The organism is Micromonospora sp. DH14, assembly GCF_029809455.1.
Taxonomy (GTDB): domain Bacteria; phylum Actinomycetota; class Actinomycetes; order Mycobacteriales; family Micromonosporaceae; genus Micromonospora; species Micromonospora parva.
In genome coordinates this window covers 1-25,432 of record NZ_JARVKT010000006.1, presented here as the reverse complement: position 1 = coordinate 25,432, position 25,432 = coordinate 1, and the positions used below count along the sequence as shown (strand labels likewise).

Genomic DNA, 25,432 nt, shown 5'->3' with positions numbered 1-25,432 from the left:
CTGATTACCTCAAGAGGTAGATGCAAATGATATGATCTTTGGGTGGAACCGTCCTCACCAGAGGTTGCAGCCGCTCCGCCCCTCCCCGCCGAGTCCGGGCTGCACGCGCGCGTCCTCGACCACCTCGGCACCGCCATCTGCGGCGGTGAACTGCCCCCCGGGTCGGTCCTCAACATCGACGAGCTGGTCGAGCGGTACGCGGTGTCCCGCTCGGTCGTCCGCGAGGTGCTGCGGGTGCTGGCCTCGATCGGCTTCATCGAGGCGCGTCGACGGGTGGGCGTGCTGATCCGGCCGGCGAGCGCGTGGAACGTCTTCGACCCGCAGGTGATCCGCTGGCGTCTCGCCTCGGCGGGTCGGATGGCCCAGCTCCGGTCGATCACCGAACTGCGCACCGCCGTCGAGCCGCACGCGGCGTTCCTGGCCGCCAGCCGGATCGGCCGTGACGAGGCGAGCGACCTGGTCGGGTTGGCGGCGAAGATGTGGGCGGCCGGCGAGGCCGGCGACGAGGAACGCTTCCTGCACCTCGACATCGAGTTTCACCGGCGGGTCCTGCTCGCCTCCGGCAACGAGATGTTCGTCCGGCTCCAGGAGCTGGTCGCGGAGGTGCTCACCGGCCGGCACAAGCACCACCTCATGCCGCACCACCCGCACGAGCAGGCCCTCCAGATGCACGCCGATGTCGCCCAGGCGATCCAGCGGCGCGACGGTGAGCGCGCCCGGCAGGCGATGGTGCAGCTGATGGAGCAGGCCTTCGACGAGATGAAGTCGCTGTGGGAGCAGACCGGCAGGCCCGAGCACGGCACCGGGTAGCGACCAGCGCGTGCGTCAGTCGGTACGGAGGCTGCGGGTCAGGACCGGGATCATCACCGTCGCGGCGACGAGGTGCAGCCCGAGCAGAGCGGCGATGGTGGCCGCGTTCGCCCCCGAGACGAACGGTGGGATCAGCGAGAGCGCGGTCAGCGACACCGCCGTCCACACGAAACGGTCGGCGGGGCGCGCACTCCACCACAGGAGAGCGCCGGCGATGACGACGCCCACCACCGAGAAGAAGACCGTCACCACGGCGAACCCGGCCAACGGGATCGCCTCGCCGCCGCCATCGGGGATCGCGAAGTCGACGCCGACGGCCCGGGCCAGCGCGGCGGCGAGGGTGGTGGCCACCATCGCCGCGAGCGTGGCGACCAGGCCGGTGCCGGCAAGCCGCCGCAGCCGGTGACCCCGGCGGGATTGGCCCGGTGCCGCGGCGATCTGGGTGTCCTCTGTGCTGGTCATGGCGTCTCCATCGACGGTGAGCTGGCGTACCGGACCGGTTGACTGGCGTGGGACGTCCCGTGGCGTACAGACGCGCACCGTCGCCGTGCGGCGGCCGGGGTTGCGCAGGGCGCGGACGCCGGTGCCGCGCAGCCAGAACCCGGCGTCGCGTCCGAGGACCGGCCCCGGTTGGCCGTCGCGCAGCTCCAACTGGATCCGGCCGCTGGTGACGACGGCGAACGCGTCGGACCACTGCGCCCCGACCACCGCCGCGCGGGCGCCACCGGGCAGGGTCAGCGTCCGCATCGGGACTACTCCGTGCCGTCGGCCGGCAGTCGCGGCGGCAGACCGAGCCGCGGGAACTGGTCGGCGTGGAAGATGAAGACCTCGGTGATCGCGCCGCCGGTGACGCGCAGGACGTCGATCGTCAGCGGCAGGTACGCGCCCTCCTGCTCGCGCCAGTGGTAGAAGGCGACAGCGGGTTGCCGGTTCACCGAGGTGGGCACCGCGCGCAGGCCCGTCATGGCGTCGAAGCCGTCCTCGACCCAGCTGCTCAGCACCGCGTCGCGGCCGACGGACAGGCCCGGCGTGGGCGGCATCGAGGAGCGGACGTCGTCGCGCAGCATGGTGGCGAGCGCGTCGACGTCGGTGGCCACGCTGGCGTCGGTGAAGCGGCGCACCAGCTCGCGTGTCCCGGCGTCCTCGTCGCCGCCGACCCAGTCCTGCCGCTCGGCGGGCAGGTGCTCCCGCATGCCGGCACGGGCCCGCTGCAGCGCGCTGTTCACCGAGTTGACCGAGTCCCCGAGCAGCTCCGCGACGTCCTTCGCCGGCCAGCCGAGCACGTCGCGCAGGATCAGCACGGCCCGTGGACGCGGCGCCAGGTGCTGGACCGCGACCAGGTACGCCAGCTCGATCGTCTCCCGCGCGACGGCGACGCTCTCCGGCTCGTCCCCGTCGCCAGCGGGCAGCTCGTCGAGCAACCGGTCCGGGTAGGGCTGCAACCACAGCACCTCACCGCCGGTCGCCGGCTCCGGGCGGCGCTTGGCGAGCAGGTCCAGGCAGGCGTTGGTGGCGATCCGGTACAGCCACGCCCGGAACGTCGACCGCCCCTCGAAGGTCTCCCGCCGCCGCCAGGCCCGCAGGAACGTTTCCTGCACCGTGTCCTCGGCGTCCTCGAACGAGCCGAGCATCCGGTAGCAGTGCACGTGCAGCTCCCGCCGGTGCCGCTGCGCCAGCCCCGAGAACGCCGGCTCGTCGACCTCGCCCAGACCGCTCACGCCCCGCTCCTCCAGCCGCGTGTCCGCACTCATCACGTCATCCTTCCGCCTCGTCATGTCCTGTCGGAGGTATGACGGGCGCGGACCCGACAACTCATCACCGGGGTGCGCCCCCGAAAACAGACCAGGGCCCGGTCAGGGGCCCTGGTCTGCTCGGATTGGCTGAGTCGGCGGGTCACCGGACCGGCGGCCCTCGATATGGAGTACGCCTCAGCGAACCAGCCGAGGCCGGTGACGGACCTGTGGTACTCGGTGAACGACTGCTTGGTGTGCGGGGCGTAGGTCCAGGTGCGCAGCGAGTTGGCGGCGGTGTCGTCGATGTAGCCGTGGGTGACGACGATGACGCTGTGCCGGGGGTTGGTGGCGACGACGCTCCTGGCCCAGTTCACGGCCTCGACCCGGGGCCAGAGTGCCAGGGTGAGGACCAGCCGCCGGACCCCACCGGCCTCGAACATCGAGTACGAGTTGTCGACCTTGCCGGCCTCGAACTGTCCCTGCACCGCGCCGTACTGGCCGGCGGTGAAGTACCGGTTGAAGACGGTGGTGTCACGGACGAGTTCCCGGGTGTGGGCGGGGTCCCGGGCGGAGCCGCCCTCGCCGTTCGCCTGGGTGCGCTCCGGCGACGCCGTGCTCCTGCGGACCGGAGGCGTGCACGGCAACGGCCGCCGAACTCGGCCAGTGGGACTTCCGGCTGGCGGTCGCGCCGGTCCGCTTCGCCGGCACGTCCGGCAGCCCCCGGTCAACCCGATCGCCACTTTCCGATACTTCAACGTCACTTAGTGTCAGCGTTGGACGTGGCGTGGGCATGAAGACGGCCACCGCGTGTCCTCCGCGCTCAGCACCTCCCGATGCTTCCGGAGGGCGTCAATTCAGCCGGAACCACGGGGTTGGTTCTCAAGCGGAGTATTCCAGACTGGCGGAAATCGTCTCGAACGGTGTCTTGGTCGATCGCTCCACGATTGTCCTTCGGGTCAGCACCGAGATCACCGCTGCACTATGGTCAGCCCACCCCGGCCACGAGCGACGGCGATTGCCTTCGGTTCCGCACCGCGGCAACAGCAGTTGACCTGCCCAATGGCCAGTAGCCAGTGCGCGCAGCCGAGGGGCGAGTGTTCGTCAGCAATGAACCGTTCCTGAGATTCCCGCCTGTATCGAGGAGCCGTAATGCCCGAAGTGCCCTCCGCTTATCCCGGGGAGAGTCCGGTTAGCCTGCATCCCGGGCGCTCTGGTCGTGGCAGGGCCCGCCGGTCCATCTGGCGGCAGATGGCCAGCCTTGGTCTGGGGGTCCTGCTCGCGGTGACGGTGGGACCGCCGACCCTCGCCGAGGCAGCCTCCCTTCAGGCGGTCGGCCAGATGTCAGCAACCGACCTCAACACCATGTGGACCGGGTACGGAAATGCGGGTGGCCACTGGACAGGCGGTGATCGCACGGTCTCGGTTCCTCTGCCGGACGGGCGGATGGCGTGGCTCTTCTCAGATACTTTTCTTGGTACCGTCAACAGTGATGGCTCACGCCCGGCAAGCAGCCCGATGGTCCACAACACAATGGTTATTCAGGACCAAAACGGTCTGCGAGAAACACTGCATGGCGGCACAGCCTCCGCGCCTAAGTCGTTCATGTGCGACGACAGCGTCGGGCTGGGGTGCTGGGTCGCCGGCGCCATCGTGGACGGTTCGACGCTGAGGGTCGTCGTCAACAAGTACGAGGCGACCGGCCCCGGGTCCCTGGATGTCAAGCCGACCGGGAATGCACTGGTGTCGCTGACTCTGCCCGACCTCGCCGTTGCAGAGGTGCGAGACCTTCCGCTCGGCAGGACGATTACCTGGGGCCAGGAGTTGCTCAACGAGGCCGGATACACCTACATCTATGGATCCGAGCACACCTCCGACATGAAGTTCGCGCACCTCGCGCGCGTCCCGCAGGGCGGCTTGGCTGGGCCGTGGCAGTTCTGGACGGGAAGCGGCTGGTCGGCTCAGGAGGGGGATTCGTCTCGCATCGCCAGCGGTGTGGGTACGGCTTTCGCCGTGCAGAAGATCGATGGGCGATATGTGCTCGTGACGGTTGAGGGTCACCTAGTCTTCAACTCCGCCATAGTGGCTTACACGGCGGCTTCATTGACTGGGCCCTTCGGTGATCCGATCGAACTGGCCCGTGTGCCGGAGGGCACAGGCGGCCGGCAGATGATCGTCTATGACACGTCACTCCATCAACATATGGCGGCGGATGGCAAGCTTCTTCTCTCCTATAACGTCAACAGTCTGAACAGGCAGGTCACGCTGGATGACGTGACCGTGTATCGCCCGCGATTCGTCGAGGTCGCCTGGCCGCAACCGCAACCGGACCCCTCCTTGGTGCCGGGCAGTCCCACCAACCTCACGGCAAGTGCGGACACCGACGGAGGCGTCCACCTCTCGTGGACCGCGCCGCCCGGCGAGAATCTGCGGTACTGGGTGTACCAGAAGGACATGACGGCTGGGCAGATCGAATGGGTGCGGCTGCCTCAGTCCATCGAGCAGACGTCAACGGTTCTGGCATTCCTGAAGGATGGGCACACCTACCAGTACCACGTCCGGGCAGCGAACACGGCCGGCGAAGGGCCGCCCTCGACGACGGCTTCGGCGGAGGTGTCCGTGCGGCCGCCGACGGCCCCGGCCGCCCTCGTCGCGGCTGCCGGGCCGGACGGCAGCATCTTGCTCAATTGGGGCACCTCCGACCGGGCCTGGTACTACGAGGTCGAAAAGCGGGACGCCACCGCTGAGGAGAGCGAGTTTTCCCCGGTCACGCACCCGGATGGGAGCGCGACGACGCTCGTGGTGAACGGGCTTGAACACCATCACGAGTACGAGTTTCGGGTACGGGGCGTGGGGGGCTCAGGTGCGGGCCAGTATTCGAACCCGGCTCGGGCAACGGCCTCCTACAGGCCGCCGGCGGCGCCCTCGGCGCTGACCGCCGCAGCCCAAAGTGACGGCACGATAAAGCTGTCGTGGACCGCCCCGCCTGGCGAGAGTTGGCACTCGATCTACCAACGAGATGTCACGGCCGGGGAGACCACATTCACAGCGTGGCCCATCCCAGTCATTGAAGGAACCACTGCGACAGCACAGTATCTGGCTCACGGGCACGAGTACGAGTTCAAGGTTGTCGCCACCAACAGGGGTGGCGAATCCGCGCCGTCCAACCTGGCCCGTGCCGTCTCCTCATTCGCCCTGCCCGCCGCGCCGGTTGGGCTTACGGCCGACGCGCAGGCCGATGGCGCGATCAAGTTGGCTTGGACCGCGTCGCCAGGTGACGTGTGGTACCGCATCTACCAGCGAGATGTCACCGCCGGGGAGACCGAGCTGACGGCCTGGCCGCTACCGGTCGCCAACGGCACCACCGCTACCGCTCAGTACCTGAGCCACGATCACGAATACGAGTTCGTGATCGCAAGCACCAATCAGGCAGGCGAGTCCGGTCGATCAAGCCCTGCCCGCGCGACCGCCAAATATCCATCGCCTGCAGCGCCGTCGGAGCTGATAGCGGTGGCCGGCGACGGCAAGGCCGAGCTCAGCTGGACGGCTACTCAACCCGACGTCTGGTACAACGTCTACCAGCGGGACGTTACGGCTGGCGAGTCCCAGTTCACGAAGTGGCCGTTGCCGGTTTCCGAGGGCACCACCGCAATCGCCCAGTACCTGACGAACGGGCACGTCTACGAGTTCAAAGTCGCGGGGACCAGCGCCGCGGGTGAGGGTCCTGCGGGCAATATTGTCCGCGTCACGCCCCAGCCGCCACTGCCTGCCACGCCCACCGGGCTCACCGCGTCCGCGCAACCGAACGGCACTGTCACCCTCGCCTGGCAGGCTCCCGCTCCGAACCTGTGGTACGACGTCTACCAGCGGGACGTTACGGCTGGCGAATCCCAGTTCACCAAGTGGCCGTTGCCGGTTTCCGAGGGCACCACCGCAATCGCCCAGTACCTGACGAACGGGCACGTCTACGAGTTCAAAGTCGCCGCGACAAACACCGCTGGTCCGAGCCCAGCGACAACACCGGTTCAAGTCACCGCGCGCTACGCCGCGCCTCCCGCACCGACCAACCTCCGCGGCTCGACGGCGGGCGACGGCAAGATCCAGCTGACCTGGGACGCCTCGGCTGACGATGCCTACTCCGTGATCTACTGGCGCGACGTCACCGCTGGCCAGAGCAACTTCACGCGGCTCGAGTACCTGACAAGTCAGACCTCGATCACGATGGAGTACCTGCAGAACACGCACGTCTACGAGTACAAGGTCGCGGCGACCACCGCGGGAGGTGAAGGTCCCAGCTCCACGACGATCCAGGTGACCGCCCGGTACAGCCTTCCGTCTCCGCCAAGTAACCTCACCGCAACGGCTGGTGATGGCAAGGTCAGTCTTACGTGGGTCGCGAGTTCCACGGCCAATGCTGACTACCTCGTGTATTTCCGTGACAGCACCGCCGGCCAGTCCTGGCAGCGTCTCATCTATCCGACCAAGGCCACGTCTCAAGTAGTGGATCTGCTTGTCAACAATCACACCTACGATTTCCGGGTTACGGCGAGCAACTCCGCCGGTCAGAGCGCTCCCACGAACACCGTCTCCGTTAAGCCGATGCCGCCTATACCTCAGCCACCGTCGGGGCTGACCGGCACCCCTGCCGACGGCAAGGTCAGCCTCAGGTGGACTCCCAGTTCCACGGCGAACGTGTGGTACTGGATCGAGATGCGTGACATCAGCACGGGGCAGGCGTGGATCAGGTTGAAGGACCCGGTCGACGCCACCGCCATCACCCTCGACTACCTCACCAACGGGCACGTGTACGAGTTTCGTGTCCGCGCCAACAACGTGACGGGTGACAGCACGCCTTCCAACGTGGTCTCGGCAAAGCCCATGCCACCCGTGCCGCAGGCGCCCAGTGGCCTGACTGCCGTGGCGGGCGACGGCAAAGTGAGCCTGCGCTGGACCGCCAGCCCCACCCCGAATGCTTGGTACTGGATCGAATCTCGCGACACGACCACCGGTGGCACGTGGACCAGAGCCAAGTATCCGATCGACGGCACCTCGATCACGATGAACTTCCTGACGAATGGTCACGTATACGAGTTCCGGGTCCGTGCCTACAACCTCAGTGGCGAGGCGGTCTCGAATGTGGCCAGTGTGCGGCCGATGCCCCCGTTCCCGTCAAACGCCTCTGGTCTTCGAGCTACCGCCGGCGACGTGAAGGTGACCCTGAACTGGGTGGCGAGCCCGACGACCGGCGCGTGGTACTACATCGAAATGCGCTCCAACGGCGGCAGCTGGCAACGGCTGCCATACGCGGTCGAATGCTGCTCCTTCACCCTCAATCTTCTCCAGAACGGCACGACCTACGAGTTTCGGGTCCGTGCCACGAATCTTGCCGGCACCGCTTCGGGGAGTAACATCGCTTCTGCCAAGCCGATGCCGCCGATACCAAAGCCGCCGTCCAAACTGGTGGCAGATGGCTGGGAAAGCGAAGCGTATATCGCTTGGACGGACTCGCCGACCCCGTACGTCGCCTATAACGCGTACCTGAGGAACCTTACTCGCGGCAGCGGGTCCTGGCAGCAGGTGACCTTGTACGGGACGCTCAATCCCGTGCATCTTGAGTATTTGATTCCAGGCGACGAGTATGAGTTCAAGGTCACGGCATGGAATGCCTCCGGGGAAAGTATCCCTTCCAACATTGTTCGCCTGCGCATGGGCTACATCAGGGCGAATATGCAATGCTTTGACAACTACGTGAAACGCACCTGGCCGATTCCGATCATCTGGGGCGGGACCGCTCTCATGGGCTCAACCTGGGGTGTAGTGCCGGAAAGCAGCACGGTGGTGCGCCTCGACTATGTGCTGAACTTCGACGGCAAGCTGTTCAAGAACTTGGATAATCAGCCTGTCTGGGCGGACAGTTCCGGCTATTGGCAGTTTTTCCGGCAGACGGACGTGATTGCCGACCCTCTCGGTGCCAAAACCACGTGGGAACTTCGTACCACCATAAGAGGGACTAGTGGCAGGAATTGGGCCTCGGCCTCCGACAGTTGCATCTCCGAGATGTGGTGACCGGAACGGTTGGGTCGGAGAGCAACTCAGACAGCTGAGGTGTCACTGGTTCGTTCTCGTGTCGCCCACTGCAGGAATGCGATGACTACTCGTGGTGAAGGCCTGGCTCGTCGAGCCGGGCCTTCCCCCGGGCTCCGCGGGTCATCTCTGCGGCGCATGCGGACCCAATCGAGGCAGCGCCTCGACATCGCAGGGTGAGGGCCACTGCGCGCGCCGCGTCCTCAGCTGTGCTGCTGCCAGTTGCGGGTGGGGATCCGGTCGGTGAGGTTGTCGACGCGGTGGAACCGGGCTTCACCAAGACCGATCTGAACGGCAACACGGGTGTGCAGACCGTGGAGCAGGGGGCCGAGATCATCGTTCGGATGGCGAAGGTGTGCCCGGACGGCCCGGCCGGTGGTTACTTCGACCGCAACGGCCCGCTCCCCTGGTGATGCCGTCGCGGCCTCGTCCTACTTGGAGGTTCCTCCGCCCGATCGGCCCGCGCCGGCCTTCGAGGGCCGGTGCGCGATGCGGGGCGCCCGCACGGCGGAGGCGTTGCCGGCTCCGGGGCGGTGGTCGCGCGCCGCGCTGGCCACCATCTCGTCGGCGTCGCGACTGAGCGCCTGCCGGATGTGCGGCGGAACGACGTCGGACGTGGCCATCGCCAGTCGGACCTGCACCGCGCGGTCGTCGACCAGCCGCGCCAGATCCGCCTCGCTCAGCTCGACGGCCCGCACCAGCGCGGCACGGACGTCGGCCACCGGGTCCGCGGCGAGCGCGCTGCGCTGCTCGGCGGTGGTCCGTGGATTGCGGGCGACCCCCTTGCGTACGCGTGCGGTGCGGTCGGCCAACAGGGCGGTGATCACGTCGGGGTCGTGGGTGTGGGTGGCGAGTCGTTCCCGTACCTCGGGTGACACGTCGTCGATCAACCTGGCGGCCAGGGCCGGCTCCAGCTCCCGACTCTCCGCAAGCAGACCGCGAAGCTCCTTGTCCGAGGTCTGCGCCATGACCTGGCGGATCGACTCGTCGCACGCCGGGTTGCCGGCGACCGCCCAGCGGACCCACCGGTCGGCGTCCTTGACCAGGCGCATGAGGTTGGCGATCGAGGTGGAGGGGTTCCTCGCCACCGCCTCCCGGACCTGACGATCATGGTCGCGGGTGAGCGGTCGCAGGGCCTGTGCGGGAGCGTCGGCCCGAGCGGCGACCGCCTTGCGGACCACTACCGACGGGTCGGACGCCAGGTCGATAAGAGTCATTTGTGGCGTTGTGGGGTCCTGGGCGAGCGCGAGTCGAGCGTCAGCGCTCCCACCGATCGGACGGTGGGCGGTGGTGCCGGACCCGCTGTGACGGTCGGGCTCGCCGACGTCCTGCTGTTTCCCCATCGCGCAATCATGTCACGCGCCCGATCTGGCCATCGGCAGCCGCAGGCCCGACACACGCGCGAACGACACCTACTCTCTTCGGTTGTGATCTCGACTGTGTGGCGGCTGCTCACCCGCCAGATCGACACCAACCCGGCTCAGGACGATGCTGTGCTGCGCGAGGCATGCACGCAGGCGCGGTACGGCTCTGACATCGAGCCGGCCCGCAAGGCCATGGCTGCCACCCGTGGTGATCACGATCGTCGGGCGCGATACGTCCGCGTGCTGGCCGAATCGACCGCTGGTGGGCTGGGATCCCGAGTCGACCGTACGACCGGCCGGGTCGACACGGCGGCCGCTTGGACCGACAAGTGGGCGGCACGCTCGCCCACCTGTCCGGACGCTCAGCTCGTACGTGCTCATTCCCTGATGGCACGAGCCTGGGAGGTACGCGGCGGGGACTGGGCCGCTGCCGTCCGTCCAGAGCAGTGGGTTGAGTTCAGCCGCCTACAGCGACTGGCCGCAGAGGTGAACGACCTGGCCAGGCAACTGGCACCCGAGGACCCCACGCCGTGGGCGAACCAGTTGAAGCTCATGATCGACCAGAGCGCGTCGACGGAGGACGTCGAGGAGACGTGGCGTGAGCTGACCCGGCTGGACCCCCGGCATCAGCGAGGGCACACCCTCAAGCTGACCTACCACTGCAGGAAGTGGAGCGGCTCCCACGAGGCCATGTTCGACTTCGCCAGGTCAGTCGCCGCCGCAGCGCCCGCCGGCTCGCCGTTGCACGTGCTGCCCGTGCGGGCCGCCGCCGAGTGGGCACTGTGGGAGCAGGATCGCGAGTCGCCGGGCAGCACCGCCGACGAGATCGGCCAGCGATGGCGGCAGGATCCGATCATGCGATCCGATCTCGACAACGCGTTGTCCCTGTGGTTCCACCAGCCAGCCACCCGGCACGCCGACTGGCTCAACGACGTGAATTTCTTGGCGTACGGGCTGGCGCGCACCGGCCGCGACGCCGACGCCGCGCCGGTCTTCGCGTCGATCGGCCGGTACGTGACAAGCGTTCCGTGGTCCTGGTGGGGTGACCGTACGCGCGGCGACGTCGCCTTCATCCGCGCACGCCGCCGCGCCCGCCGCGCTGCCTGACGCGCAGCGCCACGATCACCGCTGGGCCGGCAGTCGCAGGCCGGACATGCCTCCGTCGACAGGCAGCGAGGAACCGGTCACCGACCCGGTCGCGGGCGACGCCAGGTAGACGACGGCGGCGGCGACCTCGTCGGCGGTCACCAGGCGGCCGGTCGGCTGCCGGGAGGCCAGCTGCCGCTTCTCCGCCGTCGGGTCGGCGGCGCCGGCGAGCAGGCGGGCCACCCAGGGCGTGTCGACGGTGCCGGGGGCGACACAGTTGACCCGGACGCCCTCCGTCACCAGGTCGGCGGCCATGGCGAGGGTGAGGGCGTGCACGGCACCCTTCGACGCCGAGTACAGGGCGCGGCGGGGCAGGCCGACGGTCGCCGCGATCGAGGAGATGTTGACGATCGCCGCGGACGACGACCGGCGCAGGTACGGCAGGGCGACGGCGCTGGTGCGGGCCACGCCGGAGACGTTGACGTCGAGCACCCGACTCCACCGCTCGTCGTCGTCGTCCTCGACAGTGCCCACCGCCGAGATGCCGGCGTTGTTCACCAGGATGTCGACGCCGCCGAACGCCGCCGCGACCGCTGCGACGGCCGTGCTCAGCGAGTCGCGGTCGGCCACGTCCGCCCGGACGCCGAGGACGCCGGGATCCTCCGGCAGACCGGACAGCTCCAGGTCCAGGACACCCACCCGGGCGCCGGCGGCGGTGAACGCCCGCACACACGCGAGCCCGATCCCCGAGCCGCCTCCGGTCACCACTGCCACCAGACCGTCACACCGCATACTGCTCTCTCCTACCGGGTCGTCCGCTGAGGTGACGCATCGCCATCAGGCGTCCCGGAGCGGGTTGCGCTGCCGGCCGAGGCCGTCGATCTCGACCTCCATCACGTCGCCGGCGGCCAGGTACGGGAACCGGCCGGAGAGCGCCACTCCCTGCGGGGTGCCGGTGTTGATGACGTCGCCCGGCTCCAGCACCGTGTACTGGGACAGGTGCCAGACCAGGTATGCCACATCAAAGATCATGTCCTTGGTGCTGGAGTCCTGGCGGGGCTCACCGTTGACCCAGGAGCGCAGCCGCAGCGTCTGCGGGTCGCCGACCTCGTCGGCGGTGACCAGCCACGGGCCGAGCGGTTGGAACGTCTCACAGGACTTGCCCTTCGACCACTGGCCTCCGGAGACGGCGAGCTGGAAGTCCCGCTCGGAGACGTCGTTGGAGAGCACGTAGCCGGCGATGTGCCCGAGCGCGTCGGCGGGCGAGGCGAGGTAACGGGCCGGTCGGCCGACCACCACCGCCAGCTCCACCTCCCAGTCGGTCTTCGTCGATCCGCGCGGGATCAGGACCTCGTCGTACGGGCCGACGACGGTGTTGGGAGCCTTGTAGAAGATGATCGGGTCGGTCGGTGGCGCGGCACCCGATTCGGCGGCGTGCGCGGCGTAGTTCTGCCCCACGCACAGCACCACCCCGGGCCGGGCGATCGGCGCGCCGACCCGCTGACCGGTGATGTCGATCTCGGGCAGGTCGGTGGCCTCGCGGACCCGGCGCACGCCGTCGCTGGCGAAAAACTCGCCGTCGATGTCGGCGGTGACCGACGAGAGGTCGAGGTGCCGCCCGTCGACGTGCAGCACGGGACGTTCCCGCCCCACCGGCCCGACACGCATGAATCTCACGAACCAACCTCCAGCCGCGCCGAAAACGCCCTATTTCCTATAGGATGTTGCCTTGCTAGTGTGTACTCGCTCACACCGGAACAGTCAAGGGGTTGTTGAGGAGACGAGATGGCCCAGCAGGAACCTCGCGAGGGTCGACTCCGTCCCGCCCGTCGACTCACCCTCGCCGAGGACGTCTACGAGACGATCAAGACGCTGGTCATGGACCACATCCTGCCCCCCGGCGAGCGGGTCAACATCGACGCGCTGGCCCGGGAGCTGGACGTCTCCCCCACCCCCGTGCGGGAGGCACTCGCCCGGCTGGAGGCCGACGGCCTGGTCCGGAAACGCCCCCTCTCCGGCTACACCACCACCCCGCTGTTGAGCCGCGCCGAGTTCGACGACCTGTTCGACGTCCGCCAACTGCTGGAGGGTGCCACCGCCGGGCGGGCCGCCACGCACGCCTCCGCCGAAGCCCGCGAACGGATCAGCGTCGAGGCGGCCGCGAGCATCGACGTGGAGGCCGGCGACGGATATCGCCGGCACGCCGCCTTCACCGCGCTGGACGCGAAGTTCCACGACCTGATCGCCGAGGTCTCCGGCAGCCCACTGCTGCGCGACATCATCACCCGGCTGCACTCACACCTGCACCTGCACCGGCTCTACTTCCCGGTCACCGGCGCACCGGACACCAACACCGAGCACCAGCGCATCGCCGCCGCCATCGTCGCCGGCGACGCGGCAGCCGCCACCGAGGCGATGCGCGCCCACCTCAGCGCCGCCCGCGAACGCCACCTGCCCGCCTTCGACCGGCTTCCCGCCCCCGGGTCACCGGGCGACCCGGCGTGACCCACCCCCACCCACCCGAGGAGCCGCCATGCGGATCGCCCTCTTCATCACCTGCGTCAACGACCTCGCGTTCCCGGCCACCGGCATCGCGGTCACCCGCATCCTGCGGCGGCTCGGCCACACCGTCGACTTCCCCACCGACCAGACCTGTTGCGGGCAGATGCACGCCAACACGGGTTACCGGGCCGGGGCCCTGCCGATGGCGCGTTCCTACGTCGACGTCTTCGACTCCTACGACGCCATCGTCGCGCCGTCCGGGTCGTGCACCGCGATGATCCGCGACCAGTACCCACGCCTGCACCCGCCCGCCACCTCGGTGGCCGCGCGCACCTACGAGCTGTCCGAGCTGCTCGTCGACGTTCTCGGCGTCACCGACGTCGGCGCCGAGTTCCCGGAGACGGTCACCTACCACCCGACCTGTCACGGCCTGCGGATGCTGCGCCTGGGCGACCGGCCGTTGACCCTGCTCCGCCAGGTCCGCGCGATCACGCTGGTCGAGCTGGGCGACGCCGAGGAGTGCTGCGGTTTCGGCGGCACCTTCGCCCTGAAGAACCCGGACGTCTCCACCGCGATGCTCACCGACAAGTGCGCCCGGATCCGTGACACCGGCGCACGGGTGCTGGCCGCCGCCGACAACTCCTGCCTGGCGCACATCGGCGGCGGCCTCGACCGCCACCGCTCGGGCGTACGGGCCATGCACTACGCCGAGATTCTCGCCGGGGCCAGCTCATGAGCCAGCCGGTCGCACCCGCCACCGGGAGCGGACGGATCCGCACGCCGCTCCCCTTCCCCACCGCCGCCAAACCGGCCGTCGCCGACCCGCAACTGCGGGCCAACCTGCACCGGGCCACCCGCACCATCCGCGCCAAGCGCGCCCGGGTCGTCGACGAGGTACCCGACTGGGAGGCGCTACGGGCCGCCGGTGCCGCGATCAAGGCGGACGTCCAACGCCGGTTGCCGGAGCTGCTGGAGCAGTTCGAGGCGTCCGTCACCGCCGCCGGCGCCACCGTGCACTGGGCCCGCGACGCGGCCGAGGCCTGCCGGATAGTGGTCGCGTTGACCCGGGCCGCCGGGGCCGACGAGGTCGTGAAGGTCAAGTCGATGGCGACCCAGGAGATCGAGCTCAACGAGGCGCTGGAGGCCGCCGGGATCGCCGCGTACGAGACCGACCTCGCCGAGTTGATCGTGCAGCTCGGCGAGGACACCCCCTCACACATCCTGGTGCCGGCGATCCACTACAACCGGGCGCAGATCCGGGAGATCTTCCAGCGCCGCATGCCCGACGTGCCGGCCGACCTGAGCGACGAACCGGCCGCGCTGGCCGAGGCGGCCCGCGCCCACCTGCGACGACGGTTCCTCTCGGCCCGGGTCGCCGTCTCCGGTGCCAACTTCGCCGTGGCGGACACCGGCACCCTCGTGGTGGTGGAGTCCGAGGGCAACGGGCGGATGTGCCTCACCCTCCCCGAGACGCTGATCAGCGTCGTCGGCGTCGAGAAGCTGCTGCCGACCTTCACCGACCTTGAGGTCTTCCTGCAACTGCTGCCCCGGTCCTCGACCGGCGAGCGGATGAACCCGTACACCTCGATGTGGACCGGCGTCACCCCCGGCGACGGCCCGCAGGACGTGCACGTCGTCCTTGTCGACAATGGCCGCTCCGCGGTGCTCGCCGACCCGGTGGGGCGGCCGGCGCTGTCCTGCATCCGCTGCTCCGCCTGCCTCAACGTCTGCCCGGTGTACGAGCGGGCCGGCGGGCACGCGTACGGCTCGGTGTATCCGGGGCCGATCGGGGCGATCCTGTCGCCGCAGCTGACCGGGGTGGCCGACAACGCCTCGCTGCCGTACGCGTCGACCCTCTGCGGCGCCTGCTACGACGTCTGCCCGGTGAAGATCAACATCCCGGAGATCCTGATCCACCTCCGCCAGCAGGCGCCGCATCCGCCGGCCGAACGGGCCGCCATGGGTGTCCTGTCCTGGGTGATGCGCATCCCTCGGCGCTGGGCCGCCGCCCTGCGCCTGGCCCGGGCGGGTGCGGGGCCGCTCGGGGCGTACCGGATGCGCCGCACCGGCGCCCGTACGCTGCGCCGACTACCCTGGCCCGGGTCGGCGTGGACCCGGTCGCGCGACCTGCCGCTGCCCGGGCCGCAGACCTTCCGGGAATGGTGGGGGAAGCAGTGAGCGCACGTGACGAGATCCTGGCGCGGCTGCGGACGGCCCTGGCCGACAGCCCGCCGCCGGTGCAGGTGCCCCGCCGCTACCGTCGGGTCGCTGACCGCCCGGACCTGATCGCCACCCTGGTCGACCGCCTGGAGGACTACCGGGCGGTGGTCCACCACGGCATCGACGCCCTACCCCGGCTGCTCAGCGAGGTCGACCGGCTCGCCGTCCCCGCCGACCTGCCCGCCGACTGGCTGGCCGGTTACGCCGGGCAGCTGCACCGCGACGCGCCCGCGCTGTCACCGGCCGCACTCGACGACCTGGACGCGGTGCTGACCGGCTGCGCGGTCGCGATCGCCGACACGGGCACCATCATCCTCGACGCCGGCCCGACGCAGGGGCGGCGGGCGCTCACCCTGGTGCCCGATCGGCACATCTGCGTCGTCCGCGCCGACCAGGTGGTCGGCCTGCTGCCCGAGGCGCTCACCCGGCTGAACCCGCACGCGCCGCAGACCTGGATCTCCGGCCCGTCCGCCACCAGCGACATCGAGCTGAACCGGGTCGAGGGAGTGCACGGCCCGCGCCGGCTGGAGGTCGTCCTGGTCGGCTCAGGAGTCTGACGACACCTGCTCGCGGGCCTCGCCCGCCGGCGCCCGCAGCGGAATGCCGCGCACGTTGAGCAGCATCACGATGCCCACGCCGACCACCAGGGCGATGTCGGCGACGTTGCCGACGAAGAACCCGGCGTAGTCGATGAAGTCCACGACGTGCCCGCGAGCGAACCCCGGCTCGCGGAAGAGGCGGTCGAGCAGGTGCGTCGTCGCGCCGCCGAGCACCAGGCCCAACGCCACCGCCCAGGCCCGCGAGGTGACCCGCAGCGCCACGACCGTCACCGCGACCACCGCCGCCGCCGCGAACACCGCGAAGATCCAGGTGTACGCGGAGCCGATCGAGAAGGCGGCACCCGGGTTGTACACGAGTCGCAGTTGCAGCAGGTCACCGAGAACGGTGATGGTCTGCCCGCCGGACAGCGCGGACTCGGCCCAGTACTTGCTGAGTTGATCCGCGGCGAGCACCACGGCAGCGATCAACACGACGACGCGGAACACCCCGGAACCCTAGCCGGTCGGCGGCGACAGTCACCACCGGCGGTGAACGCGAGCCCGTACGCCGGCGGCCTCGTTGATCAACAGCATGACGCACAGCCTTGGTAATTGCCAAAGACTGGCAATTATGCCACCGTGATGATCAACGGTTGCGGCGTTGCGCCCACCCGACCAACGACTCCCCCACACCACAGGAGCCCTCCGTGACCCGGATGCGTCCGACCGTCCGACGCCTCGCGGCGTCGACCGCGGCGGCGGGAATGCTCGTCCTCGCCGGCTGTTCGGCCCCGGCCACGCCCGACGGCGCAGCGGGCGGGACCACGCTGGTCGTGGCCACCTCCGACGAACCGGACGCGTTGAACCCGGTGCTCAACTACGGCGTCGACGGCGCCGCGCTGATCTTCGACGGCCTCGTCGCCCGCGACGCTGACAACCGCCTCGTCGCCGCTCTGGCCACCGCATTGCCGGAGCTGTCGCCCGACGGGCGCACCGTGACCGCGAAGCTCCGCGACGGCGTGCGCTTCCACGACGGGAGCACGCTGACCGCCACGGACGTCGCCTTCACCTACCAGGCGGTGCTGGACCCGAAAGTGGACTCCACGCTCCGCTCCGACCTGGACATGGTGGAGTCGGTGACCGCGCCCGACGCGGCCACCGTCGTGTTCCGGCTGCGCTACCCGTACGCGCCGTTCCTGCAACGGCTCACCCTCGGCATCGTGCCGTCGAAGCTGCTCAGCGGGCAGGACATCAACACCGCCGGGTTCAACCGCAAGCCGGTCGGGACCGGGCCGTACAAGGTCGAGTCGTGGACGCCGGGCGACCGCCTGGTGCTCACCGCGAACGAGAGCTACTTCGCGGGCCGACCGACGAACAACCGGGTGGTGGTCGCGTTCGTCGCCGACGACAACGTCCGCGCCCAGCGGATGCGCGCCGGCGAATTCGACGCCGCCGAGCTGCCACCCAAGCTGGCCTCCGGGTTCGACGCCGACAGCGCGTACCGGGTGCAGCGGGTGCCGACCGCCGACTACCGGGGCGTGATGCTGCCGACGGGCAACCCGGTCCTCGCCGACCCGGCGGTCCGCCGGGCGCTCAACCTCGCCGTCGACCGGGCCGCGATGGTCTCCGGAATCCTCGGTGGCGCCGGCGAACCGGCGTTCGGCCCGATCCCGCCGACCTCCGAGTTCGCCGACCCCTCGATCGTCGGGCCGACCGTCGACCCGACGGCGGCGGGCGCGCTGCTCGACGCGGCCGGCTGGACCCCCGGCCCCGGCGGGGTCCGCGTCAAGGACGGTCAACCGGCCCGGTTCACGCTGATGTACCCGGCCAGCGACACGCTGCGCAAGGACCTGGCGCTCGCCGTCACCGCCGACGCGAAGAAGATCGGCATCCAGGTGACCCCGGCCGGGCTCACCTGGGACGCCATCGACCCACGGATGAAATCCGACGCGCTGCTGATGGGCTACGGCACGCCCTACGACCCGGATTTCGTCTCATACAAGCTGTTCAGCTCCCAGTTCGCCGGGCAGGGCTACTTCAACCCCGGCTTCTACCGCTCCGAGGTGACCGACCGGGCCCTCCAGCAGGGCCGCGACCAGATCGACCCGACCCTGCGCAGGGCCGCGTACGCGCAGTTCCAGAAGCAGTTGGCCGCCGACGTGCCGTGGCTGTTCCTCACCTACCTACGGCACACCTACGTGCTGAAGTCCTCGGTACGCGGGGTCGCTCCTCGGGTCGAGGCGCACGAGCACGGGGTGGCGAACAGCCTCTGGTGGAACATCGACACCTGGACCCGGTCGTGACCCGCTCCGGTCGACTGGCCGGGGCGAGGGCGGTGCTCCGGCGTCGGCTGCTCGTCGCCGTACCGGTGCTCACCGCGACCAGCGTCGGGATGTTCGCCCTCGGCGCCGCCTCGCCGGTCGACCCCGCGAAGCAGTACGCGGGCGCGGCGGCCTTCACCGCCAGCGAGGAGAACCTGGCCCAGCTGCGCGCGAACTGGGGCGTCGACGACCCGGTGTCGGTGCAGTACCTGCGCTGGATCGGCAACCTCGTGCGGGGCGACCTGGGCTGGTCGACCAGCCGGCACGAGCCGGTCGCCTCGGTGCTCGCCGCCCGGGCCGGCTGGACGCTGCTGCTGATCGGCGTGGCCCTGGCCCTGGCCCTGGTCGGGAGCCTGCTGCTGGGCTCGTTGGCCGCGTACCGCCGGGGTGGGCTGTTCGACCGCGCACTGCGCACCAGCGCGTACGCGGTGCAGTCGATGCCGGTCTTCTGGCTGGGCCTGGCCGCGATCGCCGTGTTCGCGCTGACCCTGGGCTGGTTGCCGGCCGGCGGGCTCACCGACGTCACGGCGACCGGCACGTCCTGGGGCGACGTGGCGCACCACCTGATCCTGCCGGTCGGGGTGTTGGCCGTGTCCCAGGCGCCGTGGTTCGTGCTGTTCGTCCGGGACGCCGTCGCGGAGAGCATGCGCGACGACCACGTGCTCGCGGCGCGGGCGCGCGGGTTGCCCGGCCGGACGGTGCTGTTCGGGCACGCGCTGCGAACCGCGCTGCTGCCGTTCCTCACCCTGGTCGGCACCCACCTGCCCGAGCTGGTCGGCGGGGCGGTGCTGGTCGAGACGGTCTTCTCCCTGCCGGGCCTCGGCGCGGTCACCGTCGCCGCCGCGCTGGGCAGCGACTTCCCGCTGCTGGCGGCGATCACGCTGGCCACCACCGCGGTGGTGCTGGCCGCGAACCTCGCGACCGACCTGGCCTACGCCGCCGCCGACCCGAGGGTACGACTCGATGGCTGACCTTGCTACCCGACCGCCACTGCTCCACGTGGCCCGGTCCCGGCTGCGGCTGCGCCCCGGCCAGACCGGTGTCGTCATCGCCGGTCTGGTCCTGCTGACGACCGTCGCCGGTTCGCTGCTCGCACCGCTCCTCTGGCCCCTCGACCAGAGCGCTGTCGCGCTGGAGCAGACCCGGTTGGCACCGTCCTGGGCCCACCTCGCCGGCACCGACGACCTGGGCCGCGACGTGGCGCACCGGGCCGTCTACGGGCTGCGGGTCTCGCTGCTCGTCGGGGCGGTCGCCGCGCTCGTCGCCACGGTCCTCGGGGGCGTGATCGGCGGGATCGCCGGCACGCTCGGCGGCCGGGTCGACCGGATCCTGATGCGGATCGTGGACACCATCGCCGCGATGCCGCACCTGCTGCTGGGCATCTTCATCGTGGCCATGCTGCGTCCGAGCCTGGGTGCCGTGATCGCCTCCGTCGGGCTCACCCACTGGCTGTCCACCGCCCGCATCGTGCGATCCGAGGTGCTCAGTCTGCGGACCCGACCGTTCATCGACGCCGCGATCAGTGGCGGAGCCGGCCGGTTCCGGGTCCTCACCCGGCACCTGCTGCCGCACGTGCTGCCCCGGTTGGCGCTGGCCACCACGCTGATGATCCCGCACGCGGTGTGGCACGAGACCGCCCTGTCGTTTCTCGGTCTCGGTCTGCCGCCCCACCTCGCCTCGCTGGGCAACATGATCAACGACGGCCAGGGGTCACTGCTGACCGGCGCCTGGTGGGCCAGCCTGGCACCGGGCGCGGTCATCGTCGTCGTCACTCTCGCCATCGCGGTCCTCGCCGCCCGTTGGCGTGACCGCTTCGATCCCCGGGTCCGAGCGGAGCTGCACCTGTGACCACCACCGAATCCGTTCCCGCCCCGGCATCGCCCCGCGCCGCCGCGAGTCGGCCGCTGCTCGCCGTGGACGGCCTCGGCGTCGACTTCCGGCTGCGCGACGCGCGGGTGCGCGCGGTCAGCGATCTTCACCTCACCGTCCGGGCCGGCGAACTGCTGGCCGTCGTCGGCGAGTCCGGCTGCGGCAAGTCCGTCCTGGCCCACGCCCTGCTCGGCCTGCTGCCGGCCAACGCCACGACCACCGGCCACGCCGTCCTGCACGAGCCGGACGGCGAACCGGTCGACCTGGTCACCTGCGGTCAACGCCAGCTGGCCCGGCGGGTACGGGGGCGCCTGGTGGGCCTGGTTCCACAGAGCCCGGCCACCGCCCTGAACCCGGTCCGCACCGGACGGCGCCTGCTCGCCGAGACGCTGCGGGCGCACGGCCGCGACCGCGCCGACGCCGACCGACTCGCTGTCGACGTCGGGCTCGACCCGGCGGACCTGGACCGCTACCCCCACGAGCTGTCCGGCGGGATGGCACAGCGGCTGGTCACCGCGCTCGCGCTGGCACCCGACCCGGCGCTGCTCATCGCCGACGAGCCCACCACCGGGCTGGACCGGCCGCTGGTCGACCACACCCTCGATCTGCTGCGCCGCCGCTGCGACAACGGCGCCGCCGTCGTGCTCATCACGCACGACCTGGCCGCCGCGCGCCGGGTCGCCGACACCGTCGCCGTGATGTACGCCAGCCGCCTCGTGGAACACCGCGACACCGACGAACTCTTCACCGCGCCGACCCACCCGTACGCCTCGGCGCTGCTCGACGCCCTGCCGGACCGGGCCTTCCGGCCGGTGCCCGGCGACCCGCCGATGCTCACCGCGCTGCCCCCCGGTTGCGCGTTCGCGCCCCGCTGCCCGCACCGCACCGACACCTGCGCCGACCGACCAGAGCCGACACCGGTCGCCGGTGGCGGCACCGTGGCCTGCCACCACCCGATCCGCACCGGAGCCACCCCGTGACCAGCACACCACACCTGCTCGCCGACGAGGTGACCGTCGGGTACGGCCGCCAGGTCGTCCTCGACCGCGTCACGGTGCGGATCGACCGGGGTGAGACAGTCGGACTGCGCGGGCCGTCCGGCTGCGGAAAGTCGACACTGGTACGGGTCCTGGCCCTGCTGCACCAACCCGACCAGGGCCGGGTCAGCATCGACGGCACCGCCGTGAACGCCGTCCGGTACGCCGTGCCGGTGGCCCTACGGACCCGCGTCGCCGCCCTCTTCCAGAGCCCGCGCGCCGCCGCCGATCCCCGGCTGAGCCTCACCGACCTGATCGCCGAACCGCTACGCGCCACCCGGACACCCGAGGCGACGATCCGGGAACGGGTGGCCGAGCTCGCCGACCTGGTCGGCCTCACCGCGGATCTGCGCGGCCGGCGTCCGCACGCGGTCTCCGACGGGCAACTGCAACGCGCCTGCCTCGCCCGGGCCCTCGTGCACCGTCCCGACTACCTGCTCTGCGACGAGGCCACCGCGATGCTCGACGCGTCGACGCAGGCGCACGTCGCCGCCGTCATCAGCGACTACCAGCGGACCCGGCGCGCCGGGGTTCTGGTCATCAGCCACGACCAGACGCTGTTGGAGCGCTGGAGCGACCGGATCGTCGACCTCGCCGCCGCGACGAGGGCACGCGCCTGATCCCCGCTCGGGGATTGCCGGCGCCTAGTCGATCAAGGCGGACGACTTGGCTCCTGCGCGGCGACCTCTTCGGTGTGAACTCTCGGCGAGTCGGCCGGGTCGGGCTCGATGCGAGGTCAGACGGTCCGCTGACGCGCCTCTCGGGCCGGTTCGGCTGGCACGGTTGCTGTACTTCGCTGCTGTACTTCTCTGCCGCATGGAATGCCGCTCAGCCCACCCCGAGCGTGGCGGCGAGCTGGGCGATCGTGGCCGGGGCGCGCGGGTGACGGGCAACCTCGGCGACGACGTCCCGGGCGGCGGGCCGGCACCTGATCTCGGCTGGTGCGGTGCGCTCGACCTCGGTCAGCACGCGGGCGGCGCTGCCCGTATCCCCGGCCTGCAGGTAGGCACGCGCGACGTCGAGCAGGTGCGCGGCGCGGTGTTCGGCAGGTAGCCACCGCCAGCCGCCCCGCGCGGTGGCCTTCTCGTGCCAGGTGATCGCCTCCTGGGTGTCGCCGACTTCGACGGCTGCGGTGGCGCGGGCCAGGTCGACGGCGGTGGGACCGAACGCGGTGCGGTGGTGGTCGTGCCCGTCGCCGACCCGCTCCGCCATACCGGCGGCCTCGTCGAGCAGCTCGCCGGCGGAGGCCTCGTTCCCGTCTTGCGCCGCCGCCAGGCCGGCTTGGATGAGCAAGGCTCCGCACAGGGACAACTCCGCAGGCGTGCCGTACTCGATCACAGGCGGAGCGATCCGATACGCGGCACCGAGCGTCACCGACTTCGCCTCCCGCACCCGGCCAAGCGCGCGCAACACCTGCCCGAGCTGCACGCCTGCGGCGGCCACCAACTCCCGGTCACCGGTGGCGGCGAGCATCGCCCGATCCACGGCCAACCAGGCCAGCTCGGCGTCGCCGAGCTTGACCAACAGAGAAGCGATGATCCGGTACGCCTCGACGAGCGGCACCCGACCCGCCACCGGCACCTCAGCATGGGCGCGCTGCGCACCGGTGAGCAGGTCCGGCGCCAGGTCGACCACCTGCGGATAGCGGGCGTACTGGAACGTCGACCACGCGTACCCCACATCCCGCAGCATCCGGTCCACCGGCAATATCGGGCTGCCCGCCGGCCTGCCCAACGGGATCTCGTAGCGGGACAGCGCTGCTCTGATCCGCTCGACGCCGTCATCGCGACCCGTTGCCTGGACCGGCGCGGCATCCCGGTCGACAAGAGCGGCGGTGTCGATGCGAAGTACGCGAGCGATCTCCTGAAGTGTTGACAGCTTGTCCAGCCGCCGAACTCCGCGCTCGACCTTGTCGACCCAGCTCTTTGACTTGCCGAGCCGGTCGGCGAACACCTGCTGCGACAGCTTCCGCCGACCCCGCCAGTACGCCACCCGCCGCCCGACCGGCAACAGCTCAACGCTACCCACGACGCCACCGCCGATCCGGAACGGCCCGAGTCGTCTCCTCTACCGGGATGCGATCCGCCTCCGCCTCGGCGAGAAGCCGCCGCCTCGCCGCCTCCCGCTCGGCCGCCTGGATCTGCTCGCCCCGACTCACCGCCGATTCGTCGCCCTTACGCGGCATCCCCACACCTCCGCCAGTAGAAGCGGCGGCACGTCGACCGTCGCGGGTCAACAGTGACGTCGGAATGTCATCTGCTGCGACGGCACAAGGGCCGACAATCAGGTCACTTAGCCGGCGACATTAAGGCGACATGGCGCTATGGTGGCAGTCATGGTCGCCCCCAACACCGCCCTGCGGGCCGTCCGCACCGGAATGCGCATGAGCCAGGACGACTTCGCTCGCGCTCTGCAGGCCGCCGGCCACCGCGTCGGCGAGCCCAACGACGCCAACAAGAGACTCGTCCAGCGATGGGAGTCCGGCGCGATCGCCGCGCCCCGCCCCGTCTACGCCCGCGCCTTGGAGGTCGTCACCGGTCTACCCATTTCACTGCTCGGCTTCGACGCGGTGCCAGGCGGGCATGTTGCCGACGACGAACACGGCGGCCACGATCTGACCTCGCCCGTGTCCAGCCTGGCCACACCGACGCCGACGTCCAAGCCCACCACGGCCCACCAGTCCTACGAAGGCGTGTGGCTCAGCCGCTACCAGTACTACTCCAGCGGGCGGGGAGACTCCTTTGCTGGACAACACTTCGTGGTGCTGCTCCAGCACGGCGATCGGCTCACGGCGCGCAGCCTTCCTGGCTCGGCGTCATCGTCTCTCTCGCTGGACCTGACAGTGGACGGTGCCGTCGTCACCGGCACCTGGGTGGAGCAGACCGACCCCACCGGCTACTACCGGGGCGCCCGATACCACGGGGCAATTCAACTCATCGCCGAGCCGACAGGTCGACGTATGGCCGGAAAGTGGATCGGCTTCGGCAAGGACATGGACGTGAACACCGGCCCGTGGGAACTCGTCTTCCGCGACGCCTCGACGTCTAAGACGACACTTGATCGCTACAACACGTCCGCGACGTAGGTCGCTGCTGGTCCGGGAGCCCTTGACCCCTCGCTTGTAAGTTCTAGGCGCTTCGTCCGGCAGGGTCCATCCGCGTCCGTGACCTCGGGCGACCGTCCGCGCACGGCGGCCGGCGTCTCTCCTCGACCCGGCCGGCTGCTGTCACCGTTGCTGTCGACAGCAACCCGTTGACACAGCAAGCTATCCAGGGAGCATGACGAAGCGCGAAGCAGCACGACAGCTTGCGGCCCGGACCGCCATCGAGGTCGGAACCGTGGGCGTTGGTCTGGCTGTCGCTGGTCCGGCGGGCGCGCTAGGGGCCGCTTTCATCAAACCCGCGCTTGAGCTTGTCGCCGTTCGGGACCGGCGCGGACTTCGTAACGTCGAGCGCCCTGTTGAAGCCATTACAGAGTCCACCGGCCTGTCGGCGGGGGAGATCGAGGCTTGGGCCAAGAGCAAGGACGGCCGGCTCATGTTGACCACAGGTGCCATTCAAGCCGCGTACGGCACCATGTACGACCACAAGGTCGCGGCACTCGCTGCTGTGCTGACCGAGAACCTCCAGGACGATGCACGTCTAGATCCAACGCCGTTCAGTTAAGGCGTGGTGGTGGCTGTCAAGGGTCGGGGCTGATGATGTCGATGCTGGTGGTGGCTCGGTAGCTGCGTCGGTCGATGTTGGGGCCTCGGGCCTGGTATTTGCTGTTCGAGCGTTTGATCATGCGGGTTTTGGTGCGGGTTCGGCGGTCGGGTAGCAGGTTGTCCAGGACGGCGGCGCCGATGGCGCCGATCAGGTCGATGACGGT

At 70.0% G+C, this 25,432-nt stretch carries 24 protein-coding genes and 1 pseudogene; 15 read left to right on the top strand and 10 right to left on the bottom strand.

The genetic code is table 11. From position 1 onward, the window contains the following. Nucleotides 1-42: 42 nt before the first annotated feature. Complete coding sequence (locus QCZ28_RS10505; protein ID WP_279516427.1) at nt 43-810, top strand: FCD domain-containing protein; 768 nt, start codon at nt 43-45, stop codon at nt 808-810. Between the two features lie 15 nt (nt 811-825). Here the strand turns inward: QCZ28_RS10505 and QCZ28_RS10500 are convergent, their stop codons facing one another. The 3 genes from QCZ28_RS10500 to QCZ28_RS10490 are packed head-to-tail and all read right to left on the bottom strand — an operon-like array spanning nt 826 to nt 3,187. Next, nucleotides 826-1,557, bottom strand: coding sequence for a DUF6069 family protein (locus QCZ28_RS10500; RefSeq protein ID WP_279516426.1), 732 nt, complete (start codon nt 1,555-1,557; stop codon nt 826-828). Between the two features lie 5 nt (nt 1,558-1,562). Continuing rightward, a complete protein-coding gene (locus QCZ28_RS10495) occupies nt 1,563-2,561 on the bottom strand; it encodes an RNA polymerase subunit sigma-70 (RefSeq protein ID WP_279516425.1) in 999 nt (332 codons plus the stop codon). 20 nt (nt 2,562-2,581) lie between these two features. Further along, on the bottom strand, nt 2,582-3,187 hold the full coding sequence (locus tag QCZ28_RS10490) for a hypothetical protein (protein WP_279516424.1): 606 nt from the start codon (nt 3,185-3,187) through the stop codon (nt 2,582-2,584). 604 nt (nt 3,188-3,791) lie between these two features. On the opposite strand from QCZ28_RS10490, the gene QCZ28_RS10485 reads away from it, so the two are divergent. Further along, entirely contained in the window at nt 3,792-8,606 is a 4,815-nt protein-coding gene (locus QCZ28_RS10485; RefSeq protein ID WP_279516423.1) for a fibronectin type III domain-containing protein, read from the top strand. A gap of 227 nt (nt 8,607-8,833) precedes the next feature. Next, nucleotides 8,834-9,037, top strand: coding sequence for a hypothetical protein (locus QCZ28_RS10480; RefSeq protein WP_279516422.1), 204 nt, complete (start codon nt 8,834-8,836; stop codon nt 9,035-9,037). Nucleotides 9,038-9,055: 18 nt separating this feature from the next. Here QCZ28_RS10480 and QCZ28_RS10475 read toward each other — a convergent pair whose 3' ends face one another. Further along, nucleotides 9,056-9,841: a hypothetical protein gene (locus QCZ28_RS10475; protein WP_279516421.1), complete on the bottom strand. Its 786-nt coding sequence runs from the start codon at nt 9,839-9,841 to the stop codon at nt 9,056-9,058. A 210-nt stretch (nt 9,842-10,051) separates the two neighbouring features. Here QCZ28_RS10475 and QCZ28_RS10470 point away from each other — a divergent pair, with 210 nt between their 5' ends. Beyond that, nucleotides 10,052-11,095: a DUF4034 domain-containing protein gene (locus QCZ28_RS10470; protein WP_279516420.1), complete on the top strand. Its 1,044-nt coding sequence runs from the start codon at nt 10,052-10,054 to the stop codon at nt 11,093-11,095. Nucleotides 11,096-11,110: 15 nt separating this feature from the next. Here QCZ28_RS10470 and QCZ28_RS10465 read toward each other — a convergent pair whose 3' ends face one another. Together QCZ28_RS10465 and QCZ28_RS10460 are read right to left on the bottom strand one after the other, a co-directional pair. Continuing rightward, complete coding sequence (locus QCZ28_RS10465; protein WP_279516419.1) at nt 11,111-11,866, bottom strand: SDR family NAD(P)-dependent oxidoreductase; 756 nt, start codon at nt 11,864-11,866, stop codon at nt 11,111-11,113. Between the two features lie 45 nt (nt 11,867-11,911). Beyond that, a complete protein-coding gene (locus tag QCZ28_RS10460) occupies nt 11,912-12,751 on the bottom strand; it encodes a fumarylacetoacetate hydrolase family protein (protein ID WP_279516418.1) in 840 nt (279 codons plus the stop codon). 108 nt (nt 12,752-12,859) lie between these two features. Between QCZ28_RS10460 and QCZ28_RS10455 the strand changes: the two genes are divergently transcribed. The 4 genes from QCZ28_RS10455 to QCZ28_RS10440 are packed head-to-tail and all read left to right on the top strand — an operon-like array spanning nt 12,860 to nt 16,353. Continuing rightward, nucleotides 12,860-13,579, top strand: coding sequence for a GntR family transcriptional regulator (locus QCZ28_RS10455; protein ID WP_279516417.1), 720 nt, complete (start codon nt 12,860-12,862; stop codon nt 13,577-13,579). 28 nt (nt 13,580-13,607) lie between these two features. Continuing rightward, nucleotides 13,608-14,312: a (Fe-S)-binding protein gene (locus QCZ28_RS10450; RefSeq protein WP_279516416.1), complete on the top strand. Its 705-nt coding sequence runs from the start codon at nt 13,608-13,610 to the stop codon at nt 14,310-14,312. Beyond that, nucleotides 14,309-15,754, top strand: coding sequence for a lactate utilization protein B (locus tag QCZ28_RS10445; protein ID WP_279516415.1), 1,446 nt, complete (start codon nt 14,309-14,311; stop codon nt 15,752-15,754). The genes QCZ28_RS10450 and QCZ28_RS10445 overlap by 4 nt, the downstream gene beginning before the upstream one ends. Beyond that, the gene (locus QCZ28_RS10440) at nt 15,751-16,353 is read left to right on the top strand and encodes an LUD domain-containing protein (RefSeq protein WP_279516414.1); all 603 of its coding nucleotides are present in this window, start codon (nt 15,751-15,753) and stop codon (nt 16,351-16,353) included. Before QCZ28_RS10445 ends, QCZ28_RS10440 begins: the two co-directional genes overlap by 4 nt. On the opposite strand, the gene QCZ28_RS10435 is transcribed toward QCZ28_RS10440, so the two are convergent. Beyond that, the gene (locus QCZ28_RS10435) at nt 16,342-16,842 is read right to left on the bottom strand and encodes a signal peptidase II (RefSeq protein WP_279516413.1); all 501 of its coding nucleotides are present in this window, start codon (nt 16,840-16,842) and stop codon (nt 16,342-16,344) included. The genes QCZ28_RS10440 and QCZ28_RS10435 overlap by 12 nt on opposite strands. A 209-nt stretch (nt 16,843-17,051) precedes the next feature. Between QCZ28_RS10435 and QCZ28_RS10430 the strand changes: the two genes are divergently transcribed. The 5 genes from QCZ28_RS10430 to QCZ28_RS10410 are packed head-to-tail and all read left to right on the top strand — an operon-like array spanning nt 17,052 to nt 22,182. Continuing rightward, the gene (locus QCZ28_RS10430; RefSeq protein WP_279516629.1) at nt 17,052-18,638 is read left to right on the top strand and encodes an ABC transporter substrate-binding protein; all 1,587 of its coding nucleotides are present in this window, start codon (nt 17,052-17,054) and stop codon (nt 18,636-18,638) included. Further along, a complete protein-coding gene (locus QCZ28_RS10425; RefSeq protein WP_279516412.1) occupies nt 18,608-19,627 on the top strand; it encodes an ABC transporter permease in 1,020 nt (339 codons plus the stop codon). Before QCZ28_RS10430 ends, QCZ28_RS10425 begins: the two co-directional genes overlap by 31 nt. Continuing rightward, complete coding sequence (locus QCZ28_RS10420) at nt 19,620-20,504, top strand: ABC transporter permease (RefSeq protein WP_279516411.1); 885 nt, start codon at nt 19,620-19,622, stop codon at nt 20,502-20,504. Before QCZ28_RS10425 ends, QCZ28_RS10420 begins: the two co-directional genes overlap by 8 nt. Beyond that, nucleotides 20,501-21,505, top strand: coding sequence for an ABC transporter ATP-binding protein (locus tag QCZ28_RS10415; protein WP_279516410.1), 1,005 nt, complete (start codon nt 20,501-20,503; stop codon nt 21,503-21,505). The genes QCZ28_RS10420 and QCZ28_RS10415 overlap by 4 nt, the downstream gene beginning before the upstream one ends. Continuing rightward, nucleotides 21,502-22,182 carry an ATP-binding cassette domain-containing protein gene (locus QCZ28_RS10410; protein WP_279516409.1) on the top strand — a complete coding sequence of 227 codons (681 nt, stop codon included), beginning with the start codon at nt 21,502-21,504 and terminating at the stop codon, nt 22,180-22,182. Before QCZ28_RS10415 ends, QCZ28_RS10410 begins: the two co-directional genes overlap by 4 nt. A 208-nt stretch (nt 22,183-22,390) precedes the next feature. On the opposite strand, the gene QCZ28_RS10405 is transcribed toward QCZ28_RS10410, so the two are convergent. Together QCZ28_RS10405 and QCZ28_RS10400 are read right to left on the bottom strand one after the other, a co-directional pair. After that, nucleotides 22,391-23,590, bottom strand: a complete 1,200-nt coding sequence (locus tag QCZ28_RS10405; protein WP_279516408.1) for a helix-turn-helix domain-containing protein — start codon at nt 23,588-23,590, stop codon at nt 22,391-22,393. Beyond that, nucleotides 23,583-23,747 carry a hypothetical protein gene (locus QCZ28_RS10400; protein WP_203148687.1) on the bottom strand — a complete coding sequence of 55 codons (165 nt, stop codon included), beginning with the start codon at nt 23,745-23,747 and terminating at the stop codon, nt 23,583-23,585. The genes QCZ28_RS10405 and QCZ28_RS10400 overlap by 8 nt, the downstream gene beginning before the upstream one ends. A gap of 150 nt (nt 23,748-23,897) precedes the next feature. Between QCZ28_RS10400 and QCZ28_RS10395 the strand changes: the two genes are divergently transcribed. Together QCZ28_RS10395 and QCZ28_RS10390 are read left to right on the top strand one after the other, a co-directional pair. Next, complete coding sequence (locus QCZ28_RS10395; protein WP_279516407.1) at nt 23,898-24,647, top strand: XRE family transcriptional regulator; 750 nt, start codon at nt 23,898-23,900, stop codon at nt 24,645-24,647. Nucleotides 24,648-24,840: 193 nt separating this feature from the next. Continuing rightward, nucleotides 24,841-25,227 (top strand): hypothetical protein, encoded by a 387-nt coding sequence (locus QCZ28_RS10390; protein WP_279516406.1) that lies wholly within the window; start codon nt 24,841-24,843, stop codon nt 25,225-25,227. A gap of 16 nt (nt 25,228-25,243) precedes the next feature. On the opposite strand, the pseudogene QCZ28_RS10385 reads toward QCZ28_RS10390, so the two are convergent. Next, nucleotides 25,244-25,432, bottom strand: a pseudogene (locus QCZ28_RS10385) (transposase); the annotation flags it as partial.